Source organism: Nocardioides speluncae (assembly GCF_003121585.1).
GTDB lineage: Bacteria > Actinomycetota > Actinomycetes > Propionibacteriales > Nocardioidaceae > Nocardioides > Nocardioides speluncae.
Genome location: NZ_QEOO01000025.1, coordinates 25,466 through 49,504, shown reverse-complemented (window position 1 = coordinate 49,504; position 24,039 = coordinate 25,466). Strand labels below are relative to the sequence as shown.

Here is a 24,039-nt window from a genome sequence, read left to right as displayed (position 1 = left end):
AACTGGTATGACGGTCGAACCGGAGGTGGCACGAATGCCGGACGAGGATGCCGCGGACCCGCGGGACTTCGCGGCGTGGTTAGCGGCGCGAGGGCCGGGCCTGCAGCGGTTCGCGTACCTGGTCACCGGTTCCGCGAACGACGCGCCGGACCTGGTCCAGGAGGCGCTCAGCAAGGCCTACCCGCGATGGGCGGAGCTGGCGCGACGTGGCACTGCCGAAGCGTACGTGCGCCGCAGCATCGTCAACGCCAACATCTCCGGCTGGCGCAAGAACCGGCGGCTGGTCAGCGTCGATGACCCGGAGCAGTACGTCGCCCCGCAGCAGTCCGCATCGGACGCGGTCGACGACGCCGACGAGGCGTGGCGGCTATGCGCCGAGCTGCCCGCCAAGCAGCGCGCGGCGGTCGTCCTCCGCTTCTACGAGGATCTCTCGTTCCCCCAGATCGCGGTGATCCTCGACTGCCCCGAGGCCACCGCCCGGTCCTACGTCCACCGCGCCGTCCGCACCCTGCGCGAGCGGCTCTCCGAAAGCGAGCCGAGCCATGAGTCCAGCCATGAGTGATCTCCTCGACGACCGCGCAGAGGACGCCTTCCGGGCCGCCTTCGCTGAGCACGCCGACCGCTTCGAGCCCGCCCCGCTCGGACCGGTCACCGGTCGGCCGCGAGTCCGCCGCTGGGCCGGCGTCGTGGCCGCGGCGAGCGTGCTGGCCGTCCTGGGCGGTACGGCGCTCGCGGTGGTCCTGTCGCGCGACGACGCGAGCGAGCCGGGTCGTGAGACTGACCGCACGACCGCCAACGAGCCGGCCCCCGACGGCTGGCGCTACGAGTCCTACCGCGACGTCCAGGTCGAGGTGCCGGAGGCGTGGGACTACGACGCGGCGCCGGGCTCTGACTGGTGTGCCGCTGTGCCGGGCGGTGAGGGTCGGTTCCCCACCGAGCCCTACGTCGGCGTCCCACGCGGGGGAGTTCGCATGATTCACTGCGGCGACGGTGCGCCGGACCTGCTCGGCGGCCAGGTACCCGAACGGCTCTGGACGACCCATGTCAGCTTCGCGGACGCCGGCGTCGACGGGGTCGACGACGGCACCGAGACTGCCGCCGGCTGGACACGCATCGCGCGGACCGTCGGCCTGGCGCAGGTCCGGGTGCTCACCGACAGCGAGCACCTCGACGAGGCGCGCGAGATCGTCGAGTCAGCACGCGTGGTCGAGGCGGACCACAATGGTTGCGCGGTCACCTCGCCGATCCAGGCCAACAGGTGGGTCGGGCCAAAGGAGCCGTTCGATGTCGCCGAGATCGACGACATCGACACGATTGGTGTGTGTCAGTACGGCATCGGCGTCGGTACTTCCCAGCCCTGGCTGCTGGCGTCCCGGAAGCTCACCGGCGCCGCCGCGGACGACGTACTCGCCGCTATCAAGAACGCACCGATCGGCGGTGGCCCGGATCGCCCGGAGACCTGCCTGCACGACGTCGAAGGCTCGGGCCTGGTCCTGCGGCTCGCGCGTGGTGCCGAGGTGCACGAGATGTACGTCTACTACATCTCGTGCGTCAACAACGGCTTCGATGACGGGGCCAACCGCCGCGAGCTGACCGTGGACTCCTGCATCCCTCTGTTCGGCGAGCGGGTCGCCTACTCCATCGGCGACGGGACGCCGGGGCGGCGTTGCCACGCGCAGATGGCCACGACCGCACCCAAGCCGTGATCAGGCGATGACGTCGACCTTGAACTGGCGGGTGGGGTAGCGCAGGCCGGCCTTGAAGTAGCGGTGGTAGGCCTTGGTGAGGGCCTTCATGTCACCGGGTGCCATCTTGATGCAGCCGTTGGACTTGTACTCGTTGATCGCCGGGTGCTCCCAGCGGCAGGACTGGTCACCGGCCGCGTCGGCGCACTGGGTGTTGTCCGGGTTCGCCTCGGAGTGGATGAACAGCTGGCTTCGCATGGTGCCGTCGGTGCACCGCTTGGCGCCGAGGAAGAACACCCGGCCGTTGATCACGCTGCCGTCGTACTGGTCGTACTGGATCGGCGCGTAGGTGCCGTTGGGCGCCCAGCCGTGGTTGCGGACGCACTCGTCCTTGCCCCACTGGTCGGGCAGGCCACTGCCGGCGCGCCACACCTTGCGCTCGATGACCCGCCACTTGCCGGCGTCGTTGCGGCGCTCCACCTTCCAGACCAGGCGGCTCTGGAACTGGTTCGTCGGGTTCTTGTTGAAGACGATCTTGGCGCGGATCCGCTGGCTGGCGAGGCCGGGCTCGGCGTACCACTCCGCGTCGGCGGGACTTGTGATGACTGGCTTCTCGGCAGGTGCCGGCGCGGCTGTTGCGGAGCCGGCTGTGACGAGGGTGGCGGTGGTCAGGGTGAGGGCGGCGAACATGGTGGCGAGGCGCATGGCGTCAGTGTTGCCGACGGTCCAAGCGGCCGTAGGGTCCTCGAGTGAGCAACCTCGACTTCGCGCCAGGCCTGCGCGCGGCGCTGACCGCTGCCGACTTCACGTACGACGCGGTGGTCGCGCTGCTCGGCGAGGCGGGACACGCTGCGTTGTCGCGGAACGAGACCACGCCCGGCCTTCGACGTACGACGGGTGGCTCGCCGCTGGAGACGCTGACCCGGCTCTTCCTGCTCCAGGCACCGGTCTCGCAGGCCGCGGCCGAGGCGGCGCTGCCCGGCCTGGTCGAGCGGCTCTGTGCCGAGGGCCTGCTGGTGCAGTCTGTGGGCGAGGTGGCGGCACGGCTCGACCTGCGTCCTTACGCCGCCGGCGACCAGCCGCTCTGGATCGTCAGCGATCTGACGCCCGGCCTGGACGGTGCGCCCAACCGCGACGGCACCGACCACGTGCTCGGCATCTCCAGTGCCTCGACCTCGCTGGCGCAGCTGACGATCCGCCGACCCGTCGGCCGCGCGCTCGACCTCGGCACCGGCTGCGGCGTGCAGGCCCTCCACCTGGCCGGGCACGCGCGGCAGGTCGTCGCCACTGACGTGAACCGGCGCGCGCTGTGGATCACCTCGCTGAACGCGCAGCTCAATGAGGCGCCGGCGATCGAGGTGCGCGAGGGGTCGTTCTTCGATCCGGTCCACGGTGAGGCGTTCGACCTGATCGCGACCAACCCGCCGTTCGTGATCTCGCCGGCGACAGGGGAGCGGCTGGTCTACCGCGACTCGGGTCTGCCCGGTGACCGGGTGGTCGAGCACATCGTGCGCACCGCACCCGCCCACCTGGCGCCCGGTGGTTGGTGCCAGATCCTGGCCAACTGGGTGATCGCGCGCGGTACGCCCTGGGACGAACGGCTGACCTCCTGGCTCGACGACTCCTGCGACGCTTTCGTGGTTCAGCGCGAGGTGCTGGACCCGGCGGCGTACGTGGAGCTCTGGCTGAAGGACGCCGGCCGGCACGGCGCGGACGACTACCCGCGCCGCTACGACACCTGGCTGTCCTGGCTGGACGAACAGGGCGTCGAGGCCGTCGGCTTCGGCTGGATCAACCTGCGCCGGCGGGCCGGGTCCGGTGGTACGCCGACGGTGCGGTTCGACGAGTGGCCGTACGACGTCGAGCATCCGGTCGCGCCCACGATCGCGGCCTGGGGCGATGCCGTCGACCTGCTCGACGCGCTGCCGACCAACGAGGCCCTGCTCGCGAGCCGGCTGGTGGTGCGCCCCGACGTCCAGCAGGAGACCGTCGGTGTGCCGGGCGCGGCCGACCCCGAGGCGGTCGTGCTGCGTCAGCAGCGCGGGCTGCGCCGAGCCCGCAAGGCGGACACGATCGAGGCGGCGCTGGTCGGCACCTGCGATGGCGAGCTGACCGTGGGCCAGATCCTGGACGCAGTCGCCCAGCTCCTCGACGCCGAGCCCGCCGCCACCCGCACGGCGTACACCTCGGTCGTGCGCGAGCTCGTCGCCGAAGGCTTCCTCGGTGCCGAGTAGGGCGGGCTAAGCGGCCGGCCGGATGTCGGTGTGCGTGAAGTCGTCGCCCTTGAACAGCAGCGGCAGACCGGTCGCCTTCGCGAGCGCGTAGGAGAAGCAGTCACCGAAGTTCAGCCGTGCCTTCGAGCCCGAGCCACGGCCATACCGTAGGTGGGCCGTTCGAGCGGCCGCCGCTTGCTCGGCGTCGAACGGGGCAATCTTCAGCTCGGCCTCGGCCAGCAACTTGTCGAGCCGGGATTGGGCTCGCGGCCCAATGACGAGCGATGTCTCGACGACGGTCGCCGCTGAAACCAGGACAGTCTCGGCAGCCTCTATGGCAGTAGCGAACTCCGTCGCGTCGTCCTCATCGCGGAGCATCGCTACCAGCGCCGACGAGTCAACGATCATCGTGGCAGTCCGCGCTCGTCGTAGAGGTCATCGTCGGTCAGGAAGTCATCCTTGAACCGGCTTGCCTCTCGTCCGATAGCCAGCAGTCGGTCGGCCATGCCGGCCCGGCTGGACCGATCGCGCTCGAGCGTCTCCTCCAACGCTTGGCGCACGGCGCCGGTCATCGAGGTATGCCGTCGCGCGGCCAGTTCGGCAGCGAGCCGGCGCACCTCCGGGTCCTTGATGTTCATCGTCGCCACGATCATGAATCTACTCCTGTCCCCCGGGTGCATGTCATGCGAGAAACAGTGCCCGACGGCACGGACAGTCAGCGGTGGTTATCCACAGGTGAAGCGTTTCCGCAGGTCAGAGTCGGTGCGGAAGCGGCATTAGCGTCAGAAGCCGAAGTCCTGGACCCAGTAGTCCTCGGCGTCGGTGTGGCCGATGCCCATGGTGCGGCTTGTGCAGCTCTCGATGTTGGCGCGGTGGCCGCTGGAGTTCATCCACGCGTCGAAGACCGATTTGGCCGTGGACTGGCCCTGGGCGATGTTCTCGGCGGACGGGGACGGATACCCCTGGTCCTCCGCCCGGTCCACGAAGGTCCGGCCGTCCTGGCTGCTGTGCGAGAAGTAGTTGTTCTGCTCCATGTCCTCGGCGTGCAGCTGCGCGGCCCGGGTCAGCCGGGAGTCGAGCGTCACCGGGTCGCAGCCGGCGTCGTTACGGGCCTGGTTCACCAGCCGCAGCAGCTGACCCTGCACGCCCGAGGGCGCCGAAGACGCCGGGCTCGAGGTCGGCGCCGACGGTGAGTTCCGCGGCGGTGTGCTCGGCGATCCGGGGCCGGTGTTCGGCGAGGACGGCTTCGGTGGGTTCTGGCTGGGCGGCTCGCTGGCCGTCGGCGACGAGGAGGTCGGGTCGGACGACTTCGAGCGCTTCGGCTTCGCCTTGCGCGACGGCGAGGACGACGTGTCGGCGGCCGATTCCTCGACTCCGGTGGTGTTCTCCCCACCGTTCGACGACGTCAGTCTGTCGTCGTTCAGCCCGGTCGCCGTCTCGTTCGGCTTGTCGAGGAGGACGAAGCTGGCGGTCACCCCGCAGATCAGCGCGACGGCGAGAGCCACCCCGATCACGGGAAGACTGCGGACCCACAACGGGCTCTTTGCCTTCGCGTGTCGTCCCATGCGCGTGGACATTAGCAGGGTTGCGTATGGAAATCTGGTCCGATTCGTTACTAATTGGGTGGGTATTCGACCCGCTGCGCGTGATGTGCTCCTCACTAATCGGCAGATCCTCGGGCCGTTCGCTCTGGGATTCTGGAGTGGTGACGCCCGATTCCGTTGTACTCGACCGTGCCGAAGGCACCAGCTTCCAGCTCACCGTGCACGCCGCGGCCGACGCCGCCGCTCCGGTCTTCCTGCTGCAGCCCGCGATGGGCACCAAGGCCGGCTACTACGGTCGGCTGGCCACAGCGCTCCAGCTCGCCGGCCTCACCGCGGTCGTCTCCGAGCTGCGCGGCCACGAGGCGTCCGGTGGCCGCCACGCGTCGCGCGGCTACGACTTCGGATACGACGAGATGGTCAACGAGGACCTCGCCCAGGCCGTCGCCGCCGTCCGCGACCGGTTCCCGGACGCCGCGCTCCACCTGCTCGGCCACAGCCTCGGCGGACAGCTCTGCAGCCTGTACGCCGCGCAGCACCCCGGCGAGGTCGACGGCCTGGTGCTGATCGCCTCCGCCGCCGTGCACTGGCGTCACTACGGCTGGCCGTTCCTGCCGCTGAGCCAGTTCTTCGGGTTCACCGCCAAGGCGGTCGGCCACTTCCCGGGCAAGCGGGTCGGCTTCGCTGGCCGCGAGGCGCGCACCGTGATGGCCGACTGGGCCCGGGTCGCGCGGACCGGCCGCTTCGCCACCGGCTCGCCGCGGGTGGACCGCGAGGACGAGCTCGCCAAGGTCGACGTACCCGTCCTCGCCATCTCACTCACCGGCGACACCTTCGCGCCCCGCCGAGCAGTCGACGCGCTGGCCGACAAGCTCACCGGCGCCGAGGTCACCCGGCTGCACCTCACGCCCGACGAGCCCACGGACCACTTCAAGTGGGCCCGTCGCCCGCAGACGGTCGTCCCCGCGATCGTCGACTGGCTCGGCTGACCCGTCAGGAGGCGCTGCCGAGCAGCTCGGCGATCTTGTCGGTGGCCTGGTAGTTGGCGGGTACGCCGGCAACGACGGCGGCCATGGAGTTCGAGTGCTCGGTGCGCAGCGGGAGGATCTCCTGGTAAGCGGGGGACTCGTACCACTGCTGTGCCGCCTCGAAGGACGGGAACTCGATGATCACCAGGTCGCCGTCCCACTCGCCCTCGGCCGGCGTGAGCTTGCCGCCGTGGACGATGAAGCGGCCGCCGTACGGCGCGAGGGTGGCGTCGATCTTGTGGATGTACTCCAGGATCTCCTCGCCGACCTGGACGTCGCGGAGGTAGGCGATGGCGTAGTGCGGGACAGACATGGTGGCTCCTCGGATCTGGTTTGTTCTGGCTTGGTGAGATCAACTCTGGGCCGCGAACAACCCAGGCGCGATTACCTCGGAGGTAAGGCAGACTCGACGCCATGGACCTGGTTGCCTCGCTCCCTGCCTTCGTGATCGCGGTGGTGCTGATCTCGGCGTCGCCGGGGCCGGCGGTGGCGCTGATCCTGCGCCGCTCGGCGATCCGGGGCTGGCGCGGCGCGGTGCCGACGATCCTCGGGCTGGAGGCGGGCCTCTACCTCTGGGCGCTGCTGGCGGCCGCGGGCGTGGCCGCGCTGGTGGCGGCGTCGGAGGTCGCGTTCGTGGTGCTGCGGGTCGTGGGCGCCGTCGTACTCGTCTATCTCGGGTTCAAGTGCCTGCGCGCCTCCTGGCGGATGCGGCGGTCCGGCGACCAGCCGGCCGCCGCCACCGAGGAGGACCAGGGCCACAGCGCCTGGAAGGCGTTCGGCGAGGGCCTCGGCGTCCAGCTCGCCAACCCGAAGGCGGCGGTGTTCATGGTCTCGTTCTACCCGCAGTTCGTGCCGTCCGACCGGCCCCTGTTCGCGACCACGGCGGCGCTCGCGCTGCTCCAGGTCGCGATCGAGATCTGCCTCTACCTCGCGCTGGCGATGGGCGTGGCCCGGGCCGGCGGCTGGTTCCGGCGCTCGGCGGTACGACGCCGGCTCGAGGCCGTGACCGGGACGGTCCTGGTCGCGCTCGGTGTTCGCGTCGCCCTGACGTCGCGCTGAGCTGCGCTTACCTCCGAGGTAATCGTCGGCACGACCCGACCGCGGCTAGTGTCGCCAGACATGACCGCCACCGCGACCGAGTCCGCCGGCACCCTGCTCCGCGACTGGCGGCAGCGCCGCAACGTCTCCCAGCTGGACCTCGCCCTCCGCGCCGGCGTCTCGGCTCGCCACGTCAGCTTCATCGAGACCGGGCGCTCCCAGCCGACCAGCACCATGCTGCTCCGGCTCGCCGACAACCTCGACCTGCCGCTGCGCGAGCAGAACCGGCTGCTGCTGGCCGGCGGCTACGCGCCTGCCCATCCCGAGCACCGGCTCGCCGACCCGCCGATGGCCCAGGTCAGCGCCGCGATCACCGCGATCCTGACCGCGCACCTGCCGTTCCCGGCGCTGGTCATCGACCAGGGCTGGGACCTGGTCGACGCCAACGACGCCGTCTACGCGATGCTCGACGGCGTCGCCCCGGAGCTGGTTGAGCCGCCGATCAACGTCATCCGGCTCTCGCTCCACCAGGACGGCCTCGCCCCGCGGATCGCCAACCTCACCGAGTGGCGCAACCACCTGATCCACAGGCTCCGCAAGGAGCACGACGTCAGCGCGGACCCGCGGCTCGCGGAGCTGATCGAGGAGTTCGGCCACGAGACGAAGCCGAGCGAGGCCAGCCCGGAGCTCGTCGTACCGCTGCGGCTGCAGGCGGGGGCCGCGACACTGTCGTTCCTGTCGACCACTACGGTGTTCGGTACGCCGCGCGAAGTGACGCTGTCCGAGCTGGCGATCGAGGCGTTCTACCCTGCTGACCAGGAGACTCGGGATCTGCTCGTGCGGTGACCGTCCTTGGTAGACCAGCACTCACCCCATGGCAGTGCGCGCTACCGTAGCGGCGCAACCCACCGCAGAACACTTGCAGGAACCAGGAGAAAGCACGCCCGTGGCACACAAGCTCGTGATCGTCGAGTCTCCGGCCAAGGCCCGCACCATCGGGGGCTACCTCGGCCGGGACTTCGTCGTGGAGTCCTCGATCGGGCACATCCGCGACCTCCCGCAGAGCGCCGCCGACACCCCCGCAAAGATCAAGGACAAGCCGTGGGGGCGGCTCGCGGTCGACGTCGACAACGAGTTCACCCCCTACTACGTCGTACCCCGTGACAAGAAGAGCCACATCACCAAGCTCAAGGGCCTGCTGAAGGACGCCGACGAGCTCTTCCTCGCCACCGATGAGGACCGCGAGGGCGAGGCCATCGCCTGGCACCTGCTCGACGAGCTGAAGCCGAAGGTCCCGGTCAAGCGGATGGTCTTCCACGAGATCACCAAGCCGGCCATCCTCGCCGCCGCCGACAGCCCGCGCGAGATCGACATGGACCTGGTCGAGGCGCAGGAGGCACGCCGGATCCTGGACCGGCTGTACGGCTACGAGGTCTCGCCGGTGCTGTGGCGCAAGGTGATGTCGGGGCTCTCGGCCGGCCGCGTGCAGAGCGTCGCCACCCGTCTGGTCGTGGACCGCGAGCGGGAGCGGATGGCGTTCCGGGCCGCGTCGTACTGGGACCTCGAGGCGACCTTCGACGCCGGCGCCGGCCACGACCAGCGGATGTTCGGGGCGAGGATCTACACCGTCGACGGTGCCCGGGTGGCGAGCGGCCGCGACTTCGGTCCCGACGGTCTGCTGAAGGTCTCGACAAGCTCGACCAACGGTGATGGAGTCGCCCACCTCGACCAGGCGAAGGCCGAGGCGCTGGCGCAGGCACTTCGGGACACGGCGTACGACGTCCGCTCGGTGGAGTCGAAGCCCTACAAGCGCTCGCCGTACGCCCCGTTCCGCACCACCACCCTCCAGCAGGAGGCGTCCCGCAAGCTCGGGATGAGCGCGTCGGTGACGATGTCGGTCGCACAGCGGCTGTACGAGAACGGCTACATCACCTACATGCGTACCGACTCCACGACGCTGTCCGGCGCCGCGATCGGTGCCGCTCGGGACCAGGTCCGCGAGCTGTACGGCGCTGAGTACCTCCCCGACAGCCCGCGGGTCTACGCCAGCAAGGTGAAGAACGCGCAGGAGGCGCACGAGGCGATCCGGCCCGCCGGTGAGACCTTCCGGACCCCGGCGCAGACCGGGCTGACCGGCGACCAGTTCCGGCTCTACGAGCTGATCTGGATGCGCACCGTCGCCTCCCAGATGAAGGACGCGGTCGGCCAGAGCGTGACCATCCGGATCGGCGGCGAGGCCGCGACCGGCGAGGACGTCGTGTTCTCGGCGAGCGGCCGGGTGATCACCTTCCACGGCTTCCTCAAGGCGTACGTCGAGGGCACCGACGCCGCCGACGCGACCAAGGACGACGCGGAGTCGCGGCTGCCGAACGTGCAGCAGGGCGACGCCCTCTCGGCGGCGAGCGTCAACGCGCTCGGCCACGAGACCAAGCCGCCGGCCCGCTACACCGAGGCCACCCTGATCAAGGAGCTCGAGGAGCGCGAGATCGGCCGGCCGTCGACGTACGCCTCGATCATCGGCACCATCATCAACCGCGGCTACGTCTACAAGAAGGGCACCGCGCTGGTGCCGGCGTGGCTGGCGTTCTCGGTGGTCCGGCTGCTGGAGGACCACTTCGCGCGGCTGGTGTCCTACGAGTTCACCGCCGGCATGGAGGACGTGCTCGACGAGATCGCCGCCGGCCGCAAGGACCGCAACACCGAGCTCGGCGAGTTCTACTTCGGCAGCGACCGGTTCGACGGCCTGAAGCAGACCGTCAGCGAGCTCGGCGAGATCGACGCCAAGGAGCTCGCGACGTTCCCGGTGGGTGGCGCGGAGTCCGGGATCGTGCTCCGGGTCGGCCGCTACGGGCCGTACATCGAGCGACAGGGCCCCGCCGGCGACGACGGTACGCCGAGCGTGCAGCGCGCCAACGTTCCCGAAGACCTGCCGCCCGACGAGCTGACGCTGGAGAAGTCCGAGGAGCTGTTCGCGACCCCGGCCGGCGAGGAGCGCGAGCTCGGCCGGCACCCTGAGTCCGGCAACGTTCTGGTGGCCCGCAACGGCCGCTTCGGGCCGTACGTCACCGAGGTGCTCCCCGACGACGCGCCCAAGTCCGCCAAGCCGCGGACCGGCTCGCTGTTCAAGAGCATGACGATCGACACGGTCTCGCTCGACGAGGCCCTCAAGCTGCTCTCGCTGCCGCGGGTGGTCGGCGTCGGCGACGACGACGTCGAGATCACCGCCCAGAACGGCCGCTACGGCCCGTACCTCAAGAAGGGCACCGACTCCCGCTCGCTGGAGACCGAGGAGCAGCTCTTCACGATCACCCTCGAAGAGGCGCTGAAGATCTACTCCCAGCCCAAGCAGCGCGGCCGGGCCGCCGCCGCGGCGCCGCTGAAGGAGCTCGGCAACGACCCGGTCAGCGGTCAGCCGGTCGTGGTGAAGGCCGGCCGCTTCGGCGAGTACGTCACCGACGGCGAGTACAACGCCACCCTCCGCAAGGACGACTCGGTCGCCGAGATCACCATCGAGCGCGCCGCCGAGCTGCTCGCCGAACGCCGCGCCAAGGGCCCTGCCAAGAAGGCCACCAAGCGCGGCGCCAAGAAGGCCCCGGCGAAGAAGACGACCAAGAGGACGACCAAGAAGACGGCCGCCAAGAAGACGACAAAGAGGGCCGCCGCCAAGAAGAAGTAGCCGAGAGCGATCGGCCGCTGGTTGAGGAGGTCGCTCTGCGACCGTTGGTTCCTGAGGAGGTTGCGCTAGCAACCGTCTCGAAGGGCTCGAAACCAAGGCGCCTGCCGAGCGTCTGCCCGACACTGGTCCGATGAGAGTTGTGGCCGGCGGGTTGGGCGTCCTGGTGGTGGCTGCGGCGTCGGCGGCGACCCACTACGTGGCAGGCGTGTTCTTCCTCGTGGTCACATGCGGAGCCGTCGGCCAGACCGGTGACACGTTCCCGGCGGAGGCGTCGCCGCAGGGACGGGTGTGCGCCACCGATGCGGACACGCCGTTCGCCTCGCCCGGCATCGACCTGATCTTGCTGTCCGCTGTACTGACGGTCGTGTTCGTGATCCTTCTGTGGCGCCGCCTCGACGATCCGGGGCGCTGGCTATCCGCACTCCTGGTGCTCGCCATGCCTGTCGCGACCCTGGCGCTGTTGAGTGTCCCGCGCGACACCTGCTCGGAGCAGACCAGGCGCAGCCACCCTGCCTACGACTGCATCACGGTCACCGACGGCTGACTCGCAGTTTCCAGAATCTCCAGCGTGACCACTTCTCCGGTCGCGGCGTCACTAGCGTCCGGGGCTCCGTGCTTTCCCACCTGGAGAGGAACCCATGAACCTGCGCAGATTCTCGGTAGCGCTCGGCCTCGCGACGCTGATGTCGGTGGCCACCCTGACCTCGAGCCCGACCGCACAGGCGATCGTCGGCGGTGAGACCGCCACCGAGGCCCCGTCCTGGATGGCGTCGCTGCAGTACGACATCGATGAGCCGGACGGCGTCTACTACCACGGCTGCGGGGCGTCGCTGATCGCTCCGCGGTGGGCGGTGACCGCCCGGCACTGTGTGATCAAGGGCGCCAACACCCCCGACATCGTGCTCGACGAGCCGCTCGACCCGGCGCAGATGCAGCTGCGGATCGGCAGCGTCGACCGCACCCAGGGTGGCACCGTCGTCGGCATCGCCGAGATCCACAAGCCGCCGCGGAACCCAATCCCGTCGGCCGGCACCGACATCGCCCTGCTCGAGCTGGAGGAGGCGGTGCCGAACGCGCCGGTGAAGATCGCCGCCAGCGCCGCGCTCGGCGAGACCCGGATCCTCGGCTGGGGCATGGAGTGCGTGGAGGAGGGCTGCGGGGCGCCGGTCAAGCTCAAGCAGCTCGACACCACGACGATCTCCGACTTCAACTGCATCCCGCTCGCCATCCACTTCACGGTGGAGAGCTGCGTCGGCGAGTGGAACTCCGGCCGCAGCGCCGCTCTCGGCGACTCCGGCGGCCCGGCGGTCACCAGGGTCGACGGCGAGTGGCAGCTGACCGGTGCGACCTCACGTGTCATCTACGTCGGGAAGGCGCCGGCGATCTACGTCGACGTACCCGCCTGGCGGCAGTGGATCCGCGAGACCACGGGGATCAACACGCTCTAGCCCTGTTGGTGGCTTTGGGGTGGCGGTCAGGCGTACGCGCTGGCCGCCATCCCGAGGGCCTCCTGGGTGAGCCGCTGGTCGCACACGTAGAACAGGGTCGCGCCGGGCGGGACCGGCGTACTCCAGGGCGGGCTGACCAGCACGCCCTCGCCGGCAGAGAACGCCAGCACGGTCGCGCTGTGCGCCTTGCCGAGCACGGTCTGCCACTCGCCGTAGGTGCGCGTCTTCACGTTGGTGGGCAGCTGCGAGGAGTACGTCGCCGTCCCGCCGCCGGCGCTGGTGAGCTCCTGGTAGACCAGCCCGATGCCGGGGTCGTGCAGCTCCTCGACGATCATCGCCACCGAGTGCCACTGCACGCAGTGCGCGGTGGCGTCGACCTTGTGGACGGTACGCCGCCGCTCCAGGTCGCGCAGGGCGACGACGGTGTGCACGCCGGACGCCGCCCGCTCGGCCGCGATGGTGACCGCCACCGCCTCGTTGTCGTCACGGGCGTCTACGAGTACGGCGTGCGCGGCCTCGATGTTGGCCCGGTCGAGCACGTCCTCGTCGGTGAGGTTGCCGCGCACGAAGTGGACCTGTGCGGACCCGGGCATCGGGTGCTGGGTCGCCTGGTCGTCCCACGCACACAGCACCACCGGCTGGTCCGAGCCCTGAGCGAGGTCGTGGATGATCTTCTCGGTACGGCCGGGCTGGTAGCCGATGACCACGAAGTGGTCGCGGTACTTGTGGCTGAGCTGACCCTGCATCCGACGGCTCCTTGCGTTCTCGAGCGCGGTCGCCACCCGCGCGAAGATCATGGTGAGCGCGGTGATCCCACCGAAGATGATGTAGACCGCGACCAGGCGTCCGGGGGTGGTCGTGGGAAAGAGGTCGCCGTACCCGACGGTCGACGAGGTCACCAGGAAGTACCACCAGAAGTTGCGCGGCTCCGTGAGCGGCGCGTCCGGCTCCGCGACCGCCATCAGCATCCAGCTGGAGACGAACACGAACGCGATGACGGCCAGCGGTGTCGTCCACGACAGGCGGCCGAGACGGCGCCATATCTGGCGTACGGCGAAAGGCATCGGCCTAGGTCTCCCTCTCCCGGACTCGGTGCGATCAGAGGGGATGAGATTAGCGGTCCGGAGGCACCCTCGTTGGCGAGGATTCCAGAATTTCCAGCGAGCGGTTTATCGCGGTCCCGCCGTCGCTACGGTCTGGTCCGGGACGCCTCGGTGACCGCGCGATCGGACGACCCGTCGAGGGGAGGGCGGCGCGTCGTCCGATCGTGTCGGCCTCCAGCCTGGATCTACGCTCAGCGCCGCAGCGCGGCACCCACCGCCGACGGCGCGAGCGGCAGCGTAGGCAGCAGGCAGGCCTGGTAGGCGTGGTAGACGTCCGGCTTCCCGGACCAGGTGGTCGACGCGGGCAGGCTCTCCGCATCCAGCTCGTGGTGCCAGCTGCCGGCGGCGGGGTCGTGCAGGTTGGCCTCGATGTACTCCCACCAGATCTGCGCCCACTCGTCGTACGCCGGCTCCTCGGTCCGTACGCCGAGCGCCCAGGCCGCCAGCACCGCTTCGGCGTGCACCCAGTGCATCCGGGACCGGACGACGGGCTGGTCGGCCCAGTCGGTGGTGTAGACGAACCCCGGCGCCTCGTCGACCTCCCAGCCGATCCGCCCGGCCGCGGCGAACAGCTCCCGTGCGTCCGCGAGCAGCCACTCGGGCGGCGATGAGAGCGCCGCATCGAGGTGGACCAGCAGCCGCGCCCACTCCATCAAGTGTCCCGGCGTACACCCGAACGGCCGGAACGGGTCGTCGGGCTCCTCGGCGTTGAAGTCCGGCTCGGGGGTCCAGTCGGCGGTGAAGTGCTCGGGCAGCCGCCAGCCGTAGTCCCGCGCGACCTCGTCGATCAGGTGCGCCGCGATTGTCAGGGCCCGGTCGTACCAGGACGGATCGCCGCTGACCGCGCCCGCGGCAAGGAACGCCTCGACCATGTGCATGCTGGAGTTCGCGCCGCGGTAGCGGTCCGGCGCGGACCAGTCGCCGTCGTACCCGTCGACCACCCGGCCGGCCTCATCGAGGAACCGGGTCGTCACCACGTCCAGGGCCGAGGCCAGCAGCCCCTCGGCGCCGGTCGCCCGGGCGGCAGTCGCGCTGGCGGCCGCGAGCACCACGAAGGCCTGGTCGTACGCCGCGAGCCGGTCGTCGACCGACCGCCCGGCGCCGTCGACACCGGCCAGCCAGCCACCCGACTCCGGGTCGCGGAGCGGGCCCGCGAGTGCGGCGACGCCGTGCTCGACCAGCGGCAGGCAGTCGGGCTCGCCGCGCAGGTGCGCGAGCGCGAAGACGTGCGTCATCCGGGCGGTGATCCAGGTGTACGTCGGCTGGTCGCGATCCGGCCGGCCATGGTCGTCCAGCCACGCGAAGCCGTGCGGTGAGTCGGCCGCAGCCCGGGCGAAGGCGAGCAGCCGGCGCTGCTCGTCGTAGAGATCGATCACCCGCTCACTCAACCATGCCGCTCCTAGGCCGCGATCGGCTCACGCACGACGACCTCCGGTGCGGTCGGTGTGCCGCGCCGGGTCACGACCAGCAGCAGCGGTACGGCGGCGGCGCCGGCCAGCAGCAGCAGCGAGCCCGCCGCGTGCACGCCCCAGCGCTCGCTGACCCAGCCGAACAGCAGCGCGAACGGCAGGAACACCAGCCAGGTCGCGGCGCCGACTCCGGAGGCCACCCCGGACCGGACGTCGGAGGCGACGCCGTCGTGGAGCAGCCTGGTGAAGAAGATCGCCAGGGTCACCGTGAGCGCCACCAGCAGCACCTGCGCGACCGTGACCAGCAGCAGCGACTCGACGAGGACGAGTACCGCGCCGGCGCCCAGCAGCACCACAGCGGTCGCGGCCTGCGCCGCGGATGTGTCGAACCTGAACCGGCCGGCCAGTATCCCGCCCAGTCCGAGTGCCGCCATCAATGCCGCCCACATCGGGCCGTACGCCGCGGCGCCGGCATCGCCGTCGACCAGCCAGAGCGGCCCAAACTCGAACAGCGTGGTCGTCACCAGCCCGGCGAGGATCAGGAGCGCCGCGACCGGCAGCAGCCGCGGGTTGCGGCGCAGGGTGCGGGCGGTCACCGAGACGTGCTCCCGCAGCGACCGGGACTCGCCCTGCTGGTGCAGCACCGGCTCGCGGAAGGCGAGCAGGCAGAGCGTGGAGGCGACCAGGAACGGCAGCGTCGCGAAGTAGGTGACCCGCGGCTCGGTCGCCGCGGCCAGCGCACCGCCGGCGAGGGCGCCGAGCACCAGGGCCGCGCTCTCGGCCAGCCGAACCCGGCCGATCACCGACTCGAAGCGGTCACTGCTGCCGGTCTCCTCGAGCACGGTGTCGTAGACGATCGCATCGAAGGTGCCGGACTGCATCGCGAAGTAGACGCCGAGCAGCATCGCCGCGGCGATGTAGGTCCCGACGTTGGTGCTGAGCCCGCCCAGCAGCACGCTGGCGAAGGCGCCGAGGTTGCCGATCATCAGCACGCCACGGCGGCTCCACCGGTCGGCCAGGATCCCGGACGGCACCTCGAGCAGCGGCACCAGCGCGGCGTACGCCGCCGCCATCACGCCCACGGTCTGCGGGGTGAAGCCGATCTCGACCAGGAACAGCTTCTCGATCGGCACCCACAACGCCACCCCGCCCAGGAAGAACGCGGCGAAGAGCGGGAGCAGCCTCGTGGTCACCTTGTCGAACTTCATACTCCTAAATTAGGACTAGAGCATCCTGAAAGTCAATCAAATATTTCAAATTTAGGACTGAATCCGCTAGGATGGGTGCCGTGACAGGCTCGATGCGCACCTACGGAGACGGCTGTACGTCGGCCCACGCCCTCGACGTCGTCGGGGAGCGATGGGCGCTGCTGATCGTGCGTGACCTGCTGTTCGGGCCGAAGCGCTTCACCGATCTCCGTGTCGGCCTGCCCCAGGGCAGCCCGAACGTGCTCAGCCAGCGGCTGCGGGAGCTGGAGGAGTCCGGCGTGGTCCGTCGCCGCAAGCTGCCGGCCCCGGCCTCGGCGATGGTCTACGAGCTGACCGAGTGGGGTGCCGAGCTGGAGCCGGTGCTCCTGGGCCTGCAGCGGTGGGGTGCCGGCTCGCCCGCCTTCGCCCACGACGTACCGCTCGGCTGTGACGCCGCGATGCTGGCGCTCAGGAACGCCTTCGACCCGGAGACCGCCGGCGACCTCGCGGTGACGGTCGAGGTCCGCTTCGAGACGGCGACCTTCCGGGTCCAGGTCGCGGACGGCGCGCTCGCGATCGCCCGCGGCGCGGCCGACCAGCACGACGTCGCCGTCACCACCGACCCGGACACCCTCGAGTCGGTCGCCTTCGGGCTCCAGACCCTGCGGGCCGCCGAGCGCGCCGGCCGGCTCGAGGTCGACGGCGACTGGCGGCTGCTGCAGCAGTTCATGGCCCTGTTCCAGGTGCCGCCCTAGCGACTGCGGCCGCGCCGAACCGCACTAGTCTGCAACCGGTAGCTCCCGATCAGCAGGAGGAAGCATGGCCGGAAAGTCCTTCGCCTTCGAGGTGAACCGCACCAGCTCCGCCCCCGCGTCCACGCTGTTCGGGCTGGTCGCCGACGGCAGCCGATGGTCGGAGTGGGCGGGACCGCTGATCCCGTCCTCCTCATGGGCGCGCCGCGGCGCACTCGAGGACGCCGGCGTCGGTGCGGTCCGCAAGCTCGGCGTCGGCCCGCTCGGCGTCAAGGAGGAGACGACGGCGTACGAGCAGGACGCAGTTGGCGGCTACCGGCACGCCTACAAGCTGCTCGGCCTGGCGCCGATCTCCGGCTACCACGCCGAGGTCCGGTTCGCGCCGACCGCCGACGGCCGTACCGAGATCAGCTGGCGCGGCGAGTTCACCGAGCGGGTCCCCGGCACCGGCCGGATCTTCGAGAAGGCCCTGGGTTCCGTGATCGGCCAGCTGGCCACCCGGCTGACGTCGTACGCCGAGCGCTGAGACCACCTGCACGACCAGTAAATCTCTGCGTTCACCTGCCTGACGACACCGTCCCTTATGGTGTCGGCCGTGATCCCGGCCGAGCGGACTCCCGCGACCGACGCCGACCTCACTCACGCACCCCCTCACTCCATCTCTGCGGTGCTCAAGATCCGCGACTACCGGACGATGTGGATCGGGCTCGGCCTGGCCAGTCTCGGCGAGTGGGTCGGCCTGCTCGCGATCACCGCGCTGGCCAACAAGAGCGCCGAGGACCTCGGCGCGGTGCTCGGCCACGGCACCGACGACTACAAGCTGCAGAACTTCGCGATCGCCGGCGTGCTCTTCCTACGCGTGGTGCCCGCGCTGATCCTCGGACCGCTAGCCGGCTGGATCGCGGAGCGCTTCGACCGCAAGGCCGTGCTCGTGGCCGGCGACTACGCCCGCGCCGCGCTCTACGCGAGCATGCCGCTGGTCGACAACCTCTACTGGATCTTCGCGGCGACCCTGCTCATCGAGTGCGTGAGCGTGATCTGGGGGCCGGCGAAGGACGCGACCATCCCGCAGCTGGTGCCGCCGCACCGGCTCCAGGCCGCCAACCAGGTCAACCTGGCGACGACGTACGGCAGCGCCCTGCCCGGCGCGCTGATCTTCACCGCGCTCACCTACCTCGCCAGCGCCACCAACTTGGTCTTCGACGGCCAGCCGCTCAACCCGCTCTACCTCGCGCTGTTCCTCACCGCCGCCGGGTACGCCGTCTCCGGGGCCTTCCTCGGCACCCTGACCACGATCCCGCGCGGGCCGTCCGAGTACGCCAAGCGGGCCGGCGTCTGGGGCACGGTCGTCGGCGGCTGGGCCTACATCGCCACCAACCCGCTCGCCCGCGGCCTGGTCATGGGCATCCTCGGCGCGTTCGCCGCCGGTGGCGTGGTGATCGGGCTGGCCCGGGTCTTCGTCTCCGACATCGGCGGCGGCGATACCGGCTACGGCCTGCTGTTCACCGCGGTCACGCTCGGCCTCGGGGTCGGCATGTGGGGCGGGCCGAGGCTGCTGCGCGGGCTGTCCCGGCGGCGGCTGTTCGGGCTGGCGCTGGTCGCGGACGGCGTACTCATGCTGCCGCTGGCGCTGCTACAGAAGCTGGAGTTCGTGAGCCTGTTCGCGATGCTGCTCGGCTTCTGCGCGGGCGTCTGCTGGATCACCGGCAACACCCTGCTCGGTTTGGAGATTCCGGAGGACATGCGGTCGCGGACCTTCGCGTTCGTCGGCTCGATGAGCAGACTGGTGATGTCGACGGTGCTGGCGCTGGCGCCGCTGGTGGCAGGCTTGATCGGCAGGCACGAGTACGAGCTCTCCGATGACACGTCCGTTGTGTACGGCGGCGCCGCCGCGACGTTCCTGCTGGCGGGGGTGCTGATGACCATTGTCGGTGTCACCTCGTACCGTCACATGGACGACCGGAAGGGGATTCCGCTGAGCCAGGATCTGCGCAACGTGTTCAAGGGTGGGGGCGTCTACTCCGCCACCGGTGTCTTCGTGTGCTTCGAGGGCGGCGAGGGGGCCGGCAAGTCCACCCAAGCGCGCATGCTGCGCGAGTGGCTGGAGGCCGAGGGCTACTCGGTGCTGCTGACCTTCGAGCCCGGCGACACCGAGGTCGGCAAGGAAGTCCGCCGGATCGTGCTCTCCCCGGAGACCGGCGACCTGTCCGACCGCACCGAGGCGCTGCTGTACGCCGCCGACAAGGCCGAGCACATCGACACCGTCGTCGCGCCCGCGCTCAACCGCGGTGAGGTGGTCATCTCCGACCGCTACGTCGACTCCCTGCTGGCCTACCAGGGCGCCGGCCGCGCGCTGCCCGACAACGAGCTGGAGCGGATGGCCCGGTGGGCGACCCGCGACCTGCGGCCGCACCTGACCGTCGTACTCGACCTTCCTCCGGCCGACGGCATGTCCCGCTTCGAAGGCCGCGACCGGATCGAGCAGGAGTCCGCGGACTTCCACGGCCGGGTGCGGGAGGCGTTCCTGCGGATGGCCTCGTCGGCCCCCGAGCACTACCTGGTGATCGACGGCCGGCGACCGGTCGCGGAGATCGCCGAGGAGGTACGCCGCCGGCTGGCGCCGCTGCTCGACCAGGCCAAGCAGGCGGAGGTCAAGGCATGACGGTTTGGGACTCTCTCGTCGGCCAGCGGCCGATGATCGAGACGCTGAAGAATGCGGTGGCCGGTCACGGCATGACCCACGCCTGGCTGTTCACCGGCCCGCCCGGCTCGGGCCGCTCCAACGCGGCGATCGCCTTCGCGGCAGCCCTGCAGTGTGAGCGCGGCGGCTGCGGCGAGTGCCACTCGTGTACGACGGTGCTCGCCGGCTCGCACGCCGACGTCTCGGTCGTGCGCACCGAGAAGCTGTCGATCGGTGTCGACGAGGTGCGGGCGCTGGTGCGCTCCTCGTCGCTGGCGCCGGCCGGGCAGCGCTGGCAGATCATGATCGTCGAGGACGCCGACCGGCTCACCGACCAGGCCTGCAACGCGCTGCTGAAGGCGATCGAGGAGCCCACGCCGCGGACGGTCTGGATGCTGTGTGCGCCGACGGTCGAGGACGTGCTGCAGACGATCCGCTCCCGCTGCCGGCTGGTCACGCTGAGCACTCCGGCGACGGCCGACGTCGCGGCGTTCCTGGTCCGCACCGAGGAGGTCCACGAGGCGGTCGCGTCGTACGCCGCCCGCGCGAGCCAGGGCCACATCGGCCGGGCCAAGGCGCTGGCCCGCGACGAGGCCACCCGCAACCGGCGCCGCGAGGTGGTCGCGATCCCGGCCCGGCTGCGCTCGCTTGGCGCCTGCATGGCCGCCGCCACCAGCCTGGTCGACGTGGCCAAGGACGAGGCCGAGGCGATCACCACCGAGCTGGACGCGCGGGAGAAGGCCGACCTGGACGCGGCGTACGGCGTGGTCGAGCGCGGCCGTCGCCCGCGTGAGTACGCTCCTGCCCTCGCGGCTCTGGAGCGTGGTCAGAAGACCCGCGCCAAGCGCCGCCAGCTCGACGTCGTGGACCGCGGGCTGATGGACATCGCCTCGGTCTACCGTGACGCGATCGCGGTCGGCACCGGCGCGCGGGGAGCGCTGGTCAATGAGGAGCTGCGCACCGACCTGGACACCCTCGTCCGGCTCTCCACGCCGGAGGAGCACCTGCGCCGGATCGAGGCGATCTTCACCGCGCGGGAGCAGATGCTGGAGTTCAACGTGCCGCCGGCCTTGGCGCTGGAGTCGATGATGGTGGCCTTGCGGCTCCCGGAAGGAAACTGAGCTTTGACGAAGATTGTGGCCGGACTGCTGGTGCTTGCCCTGGTGCTGGCAGCGCTCGCGACCGCGGCGTACGTCCTTATCGACGACGGCGACAACGGCACCGACGACGGGGTGAGGTCGAGCGACCGGCCCCGGCCGGACCTGCGGCCGACCGCCGACTCGGGCGAGGGGGCGCCGAAGGGGCTCGAGGAGTACTACTCGCAGGACCTCCAGTGGGAGGACTGCGACGAGCACGAGTGCGCCAAGCTCAAGGTGCCGCTCGACTACGCCAAGCCTGGCGGCGAGCAGATCGAGATCGCGCTGCTCCGGGTGCCGGCACCAGACGACCGGCGGATCGGCTCGCTCGTGGTCAACCCGGGTGGACCGGGCGCTCCGGGTACGACGTACGCCGCCCAGGCCCGCCAGGTCTTCCGCGACCCGCTGCTCGAGCACTACGACATCGTCGGCTTCGACCCGCGCGGCACCGGTGACTCGGCGGCCGTCGACTGCCTCGGCCACAATGCGCTGGACGAGCACTTCGCCATCGACCCGTCGCCGGACGACGCTGCCGAGCGGAAGGCGTTCGCCCAGGAAGCCGCGGCGTTCGGCGCCGGCTGCGCCCGGCTGAGCGCCGGCGTCGACGCGCATGTCTCCACGGTGGAGGCCGCCCGCGACCTGGACGTGCTCCGAGCAGTGCTCGGCCAGGAGCGGCTCGACTACCTCGGTGCGTCGTACGGCACCAAGCTGGGTGCGACGTACGCCGACCTGTTCCCCGACCGGGTCGGCCGGCTGGTCCTCGACGGCGCCGTCGACCCCGCGCTGTCATCGCGGGACGCGTCGCTGCAGCAGGCCGAGGGCTTCGAGACCGCGCTGAACGCCTACATCGACCACTGCGTCGACGGCGGCGACTGCTTCCTCGGCTCGTCGCGGGAGAAGGGACTCGATCGGCTGTCGAAGTTCCTCGACGACGTGGACGCCGAGCCGGTGGACACCGACGACCCCGACGAGCGCGACCTGACCATCGGCTACGCCTTCTACGGCATCGCCGCCACGCTCTACAACCAGGACTACTGGGAGTTGCTGACCCCCGCGCTCGCGTCGGCGTTCGACGGCGACGGCACCCTGCTGCTCTCCTTCGCCGACGCCTACGCCTCGCGTGGGCCGGGCGGCTACACCGACAACAGCTCCGAGGCGTTCCTCGCGATCAGCTGCCTCGACGACCCGTGGTCGCTGCCGGTCGACAAGGTGGCGGCGCAGGTGCCGGCCTTCGAGAAGGTCGCGCCCACCTTCGGCGAGATCTTCGCCTACGGAATGATCTTCTGCGGCGGCTTCGAGCACCGCTCGCCCGACGCCCGCCACCAGGTGCGCGCCGCGGGGGCCGACCCGATCCTGGTCACCGGCACCACCCGCGACCCCGCCACCCCGCTGAAGTGGGCCGAGGCGCTGGCCTCCCAGCTCGAGTCGGCGGTGCTGATCCGCCGCGACGGCGACGGCCACACGGCGTACAACTCCGGCAATGAGTGCGTCGACGAGGCCATCGAGTCCTACCTCCTCGACGGCACCGTCCCCACCGGCACCCTGGACTGCTGATGGGCTCGCCGTGAGACGGCTGTACCTCGCCGTCCTCCTGCTCGAGCTTGTAGGACTCTTCGCGATGGCATCCGCCGACCACGTCGTCGACGAGTTCGCTGGGCCGCCCGTCCGGCCGGTTCTCACCGACCCGCTAGCCGGCGCACCGAAGGGCCTGGAGGTGTACTACTCCCAGAAGCTCTTCTGGCGGAGCTGCGACGAGTGGTACGACGACTGGTTCGACGACGACCACGAGTGTGCCCTGTTGAAGGTGCCGCTCGACTACGCTGAGCCCCGCGGCGATCGCGGTCGGATCAGCGTGCTGAGGGTGCCTGCGGACCCTGCCCGGCGGATGGGATCGCTGGTTGTCAACCCGGGCGGGCCTGGCCACAGCGGCATGGACTTTGCGGACGTTGCCGGCGAGGTCTTCGCTCACCCGATCCTCGAACGGTTCGACATAGTTGGCTTCGATCCCAGGGGAACGGGCTCGTCAAGCTTCTTCGACTGTCTGAGCGACAGCGCCATGGACGAGTACCTTGCTCTGGATCCGACGCCCGATGACGCGGCCGAGCGGGCTGAGTTCGCTGAGGCCACCGAGGCGTTCGGAGCGGGCTGTTCGGCGGACGACGATGCGCCGTACTATGCCCACGTCACCACTGTCGAGGTGGCGCGGGACATGGACGTCCTTCGTGCAGCGCTGCGCCACGAGCGGTTGGACTACTTCGGCGCTTCGTACGGCACCAAGCTCGGCGCCACCTACGCCGACCTGTTCCCGGAGCGCGTTGGCCGAATGGTGCTCGATGGCGGTCTGGGTGAGCTGAACGACGATGCCGCAGTGCCTTCACAGGTGAAGGGATTCCAGACCGCGCTCGAGGCCTACGTCGCTGACTGCGTCGAGGGCGGCGATTGCGTGCTCGGCGGATCGCGAGAGGCCGGGCTGGCCCGGATCTCGAAGTTCTTCGATGGCCTGGACGCCGCATCGCTCAACACCGACGACCCCGATCGCGACCTGACCGAGGGCCACGCGCTCCGCGCCGTCGTCTCCCAGCTCTACAGCCGTGCGTACTGGAGTTCGCTCACGTCTGCCTTCGAGGACGCCTTCGCCGGTGATGGCACCGCGCTGCTGTCGTTTGCCGATGCGTTCACAGGCCGCTGGCCAGACGGTGATAGCTGGTACTACGACGGCACCTGGGAGTCGTTCGTCGGGATCACCTGTGCCGACGATCCATCGTCGCTGACGGTCGACAAGATCCCGGCTCGCGTGCCGGCTTTCGAGAAGGTGTCACCGATCTTCGGCAAGATGGCCGCCTATGGCTTGGCAACCTGCTCCGGCTTCCAGGGCCGCTCGCTGCACGCTCGCCACCAGATCAATGCGACCGGCATCGACCCGATCCTGGTCACCGGCACCACGCGCGATCCCGCGACGACCTTGAAGGAGGCCGAGGCGCTGGCCTCCAAGCTCGAGTCGGCGGTGCTGATCCGGCGCGACGGCGACGGCCACACGGCGTACAACTCCGGCAACGAGTGCGTCGACGAGGCCATCGAGTCCTACCTCCTCGATGGCACCGTCCCCACCGGCACGCTTGACTGCTGACGGGACCACTGACGGC

Annotated in this window: 23 protein-coding genes; 15 read left to right on the top strand and 8 right to left on the bottom strand. The window is 70.3% G+C overall.

Translation table 11 applies throughout. The features are described 5' to 3' along the window. The first annotated feature begins 7 nt into the window (after positions 1-7). Both DDV73_RS14035 and DDV73_RS14030 read left to right on the top strand, forming a co-directional pair. On the top strand, positions 8-562 hold the full coding sequence (locus DDV73_RS14035; protein WP_240617280.1) for a SigE family RNA polymerase sigma factor: 555 nt from the start codon (positions 8-10) through the stop codon (positions 560-562). Then, on the top strand, positions 555-1,706 hold the full coding sequence (locus tag DDV73_RS14030; protein WP_109507874.1) for a hypothetical protein: 1,152 nt from the start codon (positions 555-557) through the stop codon (positions 1,704-1,706). Before DDV73_RS14035 ends, DDV73_RS14030 begins: the two co-directional genes overlap by 8 nt. Here the strand turns inward: DDV73_RS14030 and DDV73_RS14025 are convergent, their stop codons facing one another. Then, positions 1,707-2,390, bottom strand: a complete 684-nt coding sequence (locus DDV73_RS14025; protein WP_109507873.1) for a hypothetical protein — start codon at positions 2,388-2,390, stop codon at positions 1,707-1,709. It lies immediately after the preceding gene. 44 nt (positions 2,391-2,434) lie between these two features. Here DDV73_RS14025 and DDV73_RS14020 point away from each other — a divergent pair, with 44 nt between their 5' ends. After that, entirely contained in the window at positions 2,435-3,919 is a 1,485-nt protein-coding gene (locus tag DDV73_RS14020; RefSeq protein WP_109507872.1) for a DUF7059 domain-containing protein, read from the top strand. Positions 3,920-3,925: 6 nt separating this feature from the next. Here the strand turns inward: DDV73_RS14020 and DDV73_RS14015 are convergent, their stop codons facing one another. The 3 genes from DDV73_RS14015 to DDV73_RS14005 form a co-directional block, all read right to left on the bottom strand. Further along, positions 3,926-4,306, bottom strand: a complete 381-nt coding sequence (locus tag DDV73_RS14015; protein WP_109507871.1) for a type II toxin-antitoxin system VapC family toxin — start codon at positions 4,304-4,306, stop codon at positions 3,926-3,928. Continuing rightward, the gene (locus DDV73_RS14010; protein ID WP_161962398.1) at positions 4,303-4,551 is read right to left on the bottom strand and encodes a type II toxin-antitoxin system VapB family antitoxin; all 249 of its coding nucleotides are present in this window, start codon (positions 4,549-4,551) and stop codon (positions 4,303-4,305) included. The genes DDV73_RS14015 and DDV73_RS14010 overlap by 4 nt, the downstream gene beginning before the upstream one ends. A 129-nt stretch (positions 4,552-4,680) precedes the next feature. After that, on the bottom strand, positions 4,681-5,463 hold the full coding sequence (locus tag DDV73_RS14005; protein ID WP_161962397.1) for a CAP domain-containing protein: 783 nt from the start codon (positions 5,461-5,463) through the stop codon (positions 4,681-4,683). A 140-nt stretch (positions 5,464-5,603) separates the two neighbouring features. Here DDV73_RS14005 and DDV73_RS14000 point away from each other — a divergent pair, with 140 nt between their 5' ends. Further along, positions 5,604-6,428, top strand: a complete 825-nt coding sequence (locus DDV73_RS14000; protein ID WP_161962396.1) for an alpha/beta hydrolase family protein — start codon at positions 5,604-5,606, stop codon at positions 6,426-6,428. A 4-nt stretch (positions 6,429-6,432) separates the two neighbouring features. On the opposite strand, the gene DDV73_RS13995 is transcribed toward DDV73_RS14000, so the two are convergent. Further along, positions 6,433-6,780, bottom strand: a complete 348-nt coding sequence (locus DDV73_RS13995) for a DUF1330 domain-containing protein (RefSeq protein ID WP_109507868.1) — start codon at positions 6,778-6,780, stop codon at positions 6,433-6,435. A 101-nt stretch (positions 6,781-6,881) separates the two neighbouring features. On the opposite strand from DDV73_RS13995, the gene DDV73_RS13990 reads away from it, so the two are divergent. The 5 genes from DDV73_RS13990 (at position 6,882) to DDV73_RS13970 (ending at position 12,629) form a co-directional block, all read left to right on the top strand. Continuing rightward, on the top strand, positions 6,882-7,526 hold the full coding sequence (locus DDV73_RS13990) for a LysE family translocator (RefSeq protein WP_109507867.1): 645 nt from the start codon (positions 6,882-6,884) through the stop codon (positions 7,524-7,526). Positions 7,527-7,586: 60 nt separating this feature from the next. Further along, on the top strand, positions 7,587-8,351 hold the full coding sequence (locus DDV73_RS13985; RefSeq protein WP_109507866.1) for a helix-turn-helix domain-containing protein: 765 nt from the start codon (positions 7,587-7,589) through the stop codon (positions 8,349-8,351). Positions 8,352-8,451: 100 nt separating this feature from the next. After that, a complete protein-coding gene (gene topA / locus DDV73_RS13980; RefSeq protein ID WP_109507865.1) occupies positions 8,452-11,181 on the top strand; it encodes a type I DNA topoisomerase in 2,730 nt (909 codons plus the stop codon). A gap of 130 nt (positions 11,182-11,311) precedes the next feature. Beyond that, positions 11,312-11,725: a hypothetical protein gene (locus DDV73_RS13975; protein WP_154402766.1), complete on the top strand. Its 414-nt coding sequence runs from the start codon at positions 11,312-11,314 to the stop codon at positions 11,723-11,725. A gap of 94 nt (positions 11,726-11,819) precedes the next feature. Beyond that, positions 11,820-12,629, top strand: coding sequence for a S1 family peptidase (locus tag DDV73_RS13970; RefSeq protein ID WP_206050872.1), 810 nt, complete (start codon positions 11,820-11,822; stop codon positions 12,627-12,629). 26 nt (positions 12,630-12,655) lie between these two features. On the opposite strand, the gene DDV73_RS13965 is transcribed toward DDV73_RS13970, so the two are convergent. From DDV73_RS13965 to DDV73_RS13955, 3 genes are all read right to left on the bottom strand, one after another. After that, on the bottom strand, positions 12,656-13,693 hold the full coding sequence (locus tag DDV73_RS13965; RefSeq protein WP_109507863.1) for an ion channel: 1,038 nt from the start codon (positions 13,691-13,693) through the stop codon (positions 12,656-12,658). A 230-nt stretch (positions 13,694-13,923) separates the two neighbouring features. Further along, positions 13,924-15,120: an AGE family epimerase/isomerase gene (locus DDV73_RS13960; RefSeq protein WP_240617279.1), complete on the bottom strand. Its 1,197-nt coding sequence runs from the start codon at positions 15,118-15,120 to the stop codon at positions 13,924-13,926. 11 nt (positions 15,121-15,131) lie between these two features. Then, the gene (locus DDV73_RS13955) at positions 15,132-16,349 is read right to left on the bottom strand and encodes an MFS transporter (RefSeq protein WP_109507862.1); all 1,218 of its coding nucleotides are present in this window, start codon (positions 16,347-16,349) and stop codon (positions 15,132-15,134) included. 80 nt (positions 16,350-16,429) lie between these two features. On the opposite strand from DDV73_RS13955, the gene DDV73_RS13950 reads away from it, so the two are divergent. The 6 genes from DDV73_RS13950 to DDV73_RS13925 all read left to right on the top strand — a co-directional run bounded on the left by DDV73_RS13950 (position 16,430) and on the right by DDV73_RS13925 (position 24,023). Then, complete coding sequence (locus DDV73_RS13950; RefSeq protein ID WP_206050871.1) at positions 16,430-17,083, top strand: winged helix-turn-helix transcriptional regulator; 654 nt, start codon at positions 16,430-16,432, stop codon at positions 17,081-17,083. Between the two features lie 64 nt (positions 17,084-17,147). Then, on the top strand, positions 17,148-17,606 hold the full coding sequence (locus tag DDV73_RS13945; RefSeq protein WP_109507861.1) for an SRPBCC family protein: 459 nt from the start codon (positions 17,148-17,150) through the stop codon (positions 17,604-17,606). Between the two features lie 69 nt (positions 17,607-17,675). Beyond that, positions 17,676-19,742 (top strand): dTMP kinase, encoded by a 2,067-nt coding sequence (tmk, locus tag DDV73_RS13940; protein WP_240617278.1) that lies wholly within the window; start codon positions 17,676-17,678, stop codon positions 19,740-19,742. Continuing rightward, positions 19,739-20,881 (top strand): DNA polymerase III subunit delta', encoded by a 1,143-nt coding sequence (locus DDV73_RS13935; protein WP_109507859.1) that lies wholly within the window; start codon positions 19,739-19,741, stop codon positions 20,879-20,881. The genes tmk and DDV73_RS13935 overlap by 4 nt, the downstream gene beginning before the upstream one ends. Before the next feature lie 3 nt (positions 20,882-20,884). Next, positions 20,885-22,450, top strand: coding sequence for an alpha/beta hydrolase (locus DDV73_RS13930; RefSeq protein WP_109507858.1), 1,566 nt, complete (start codon positions 20,885-20,887; stop codon positions 22,448-22,450). 10 nt (positions 22,451-22,460) lie between these two features. Beyond that, a complete protein-coding gene (locus DDV73_RS13925) occupies positions 22,461-24,023 on the top strand; it encodes an alpha/beta hydrolase (protein WP_161962395.1) in 1,563 nt (520 codons plus the stop codon). The last annotated feature ends 16 nt before the right edge of the window (positions 24,024-24,039 follow it).

Coding starts and splice junctions, on each gene's coding strand:
- DDV73_RS14010 (WP_161962398.1), bottom strand. CDS start 4,551: ATGATCGTGGCGACGATGAACATCAAGGACCCGGAGGTGCGCCGGCTC.
- DDV73_RS14015 (WP_109507871.1), bottom strand. CDS start 4,306: ATGATCGTTGACTCGTCGGCGCTGGTAGCGATGCTCCGCGATGAGGAC.
- DDV73_RS14035 (WP_240617280.1), top strand. CDS start 8: ATGACGGTCGAACCGGAGGTGGCACGAATGCCGGACGAGGATGCCGCG.
- DDV73_RS13970 (WP_206050872.1), top strand. CDS start 11,820: ATGAACCTGCGCAGATTCTCGGTAGCGCTCGGCCTCGCGACGCTGATG.
- DDV73_RS13995 (WP_109507868.1), bottom strand. CDS start 6,780: ATGTCTGTCCCGCACTACGCCATCGCCTACCTCCGCGACGTCCAGGTC.
- DDV73_RS13985 (WP_109507866.1), top strand. CDS start 7,587: ATGACCGCCACCGCGACCGAGTCCGCCGGCACCCTGCTCCGCGACTGG.
- DDV73_RS13955 (WP_109507862.1), bottom strand. CDS start 16,349: ATGAAGTTCGACAAGGTGACCACGAGGCTGCTCCCGCTCTTCGCCGCG.
- DDV73_RS13945 (WP_109507861.1), top strand. CDS start 17,148: ATGGCCGGAAAGTCCTTCGCCTTCGAGGTGAACCGCACCAGCTCCGCC.
- DDV73_RS13965 (WP_109507863.1), bottom strand. CDS start 13,693: ATGCCTTTCGCCGTACGCCAGATATGGCGCCGTCTCGGCCGCCTGTCG.
- DDV73_RS14025 (WP_109507873.1), bottom strand. CDS start 2,390: ATGCGCCTCGCCACCATGTTCGCCGCCCTCACCCTGACCACCGCCACC.
- DDV73_RS14005 (WP_161962397.1), bottom strand. CDS start 5,463: ATGGGACGACACGCGAAGGCAAAGAGCCCGTTGTGGGTCCGCAGTCTT.
- DDV73_RS14030 (WP_109507874.1), top strand. CDS start 555: ATGAGTGATCTCCTCGACGACCGCGCAGAGGACGCCTTCCGGGCCGCC.
- DDV73_RS13990 (WP_109507867.1), top strand. CDS start 6,882: ATGGACCTGGTTGCCTCGCTCCCTGCCTTCGTGATCGCGGTGGTGCTG.
- DDV73_RS13935 (WP_109507859.1), top strand. CDS start 19,739: ATGACGGTTTGGGACTCTCTCGTCGGCCAGCGGCCGATGATCGAGACG.
- DDV73_RS13975 (WP_154402766.1), top strand. CDS start 11,312: ATGAGAGTTGTGGCCGGCGGGTTGGGCGTCCTGGTGGTGGCTGCGGCG.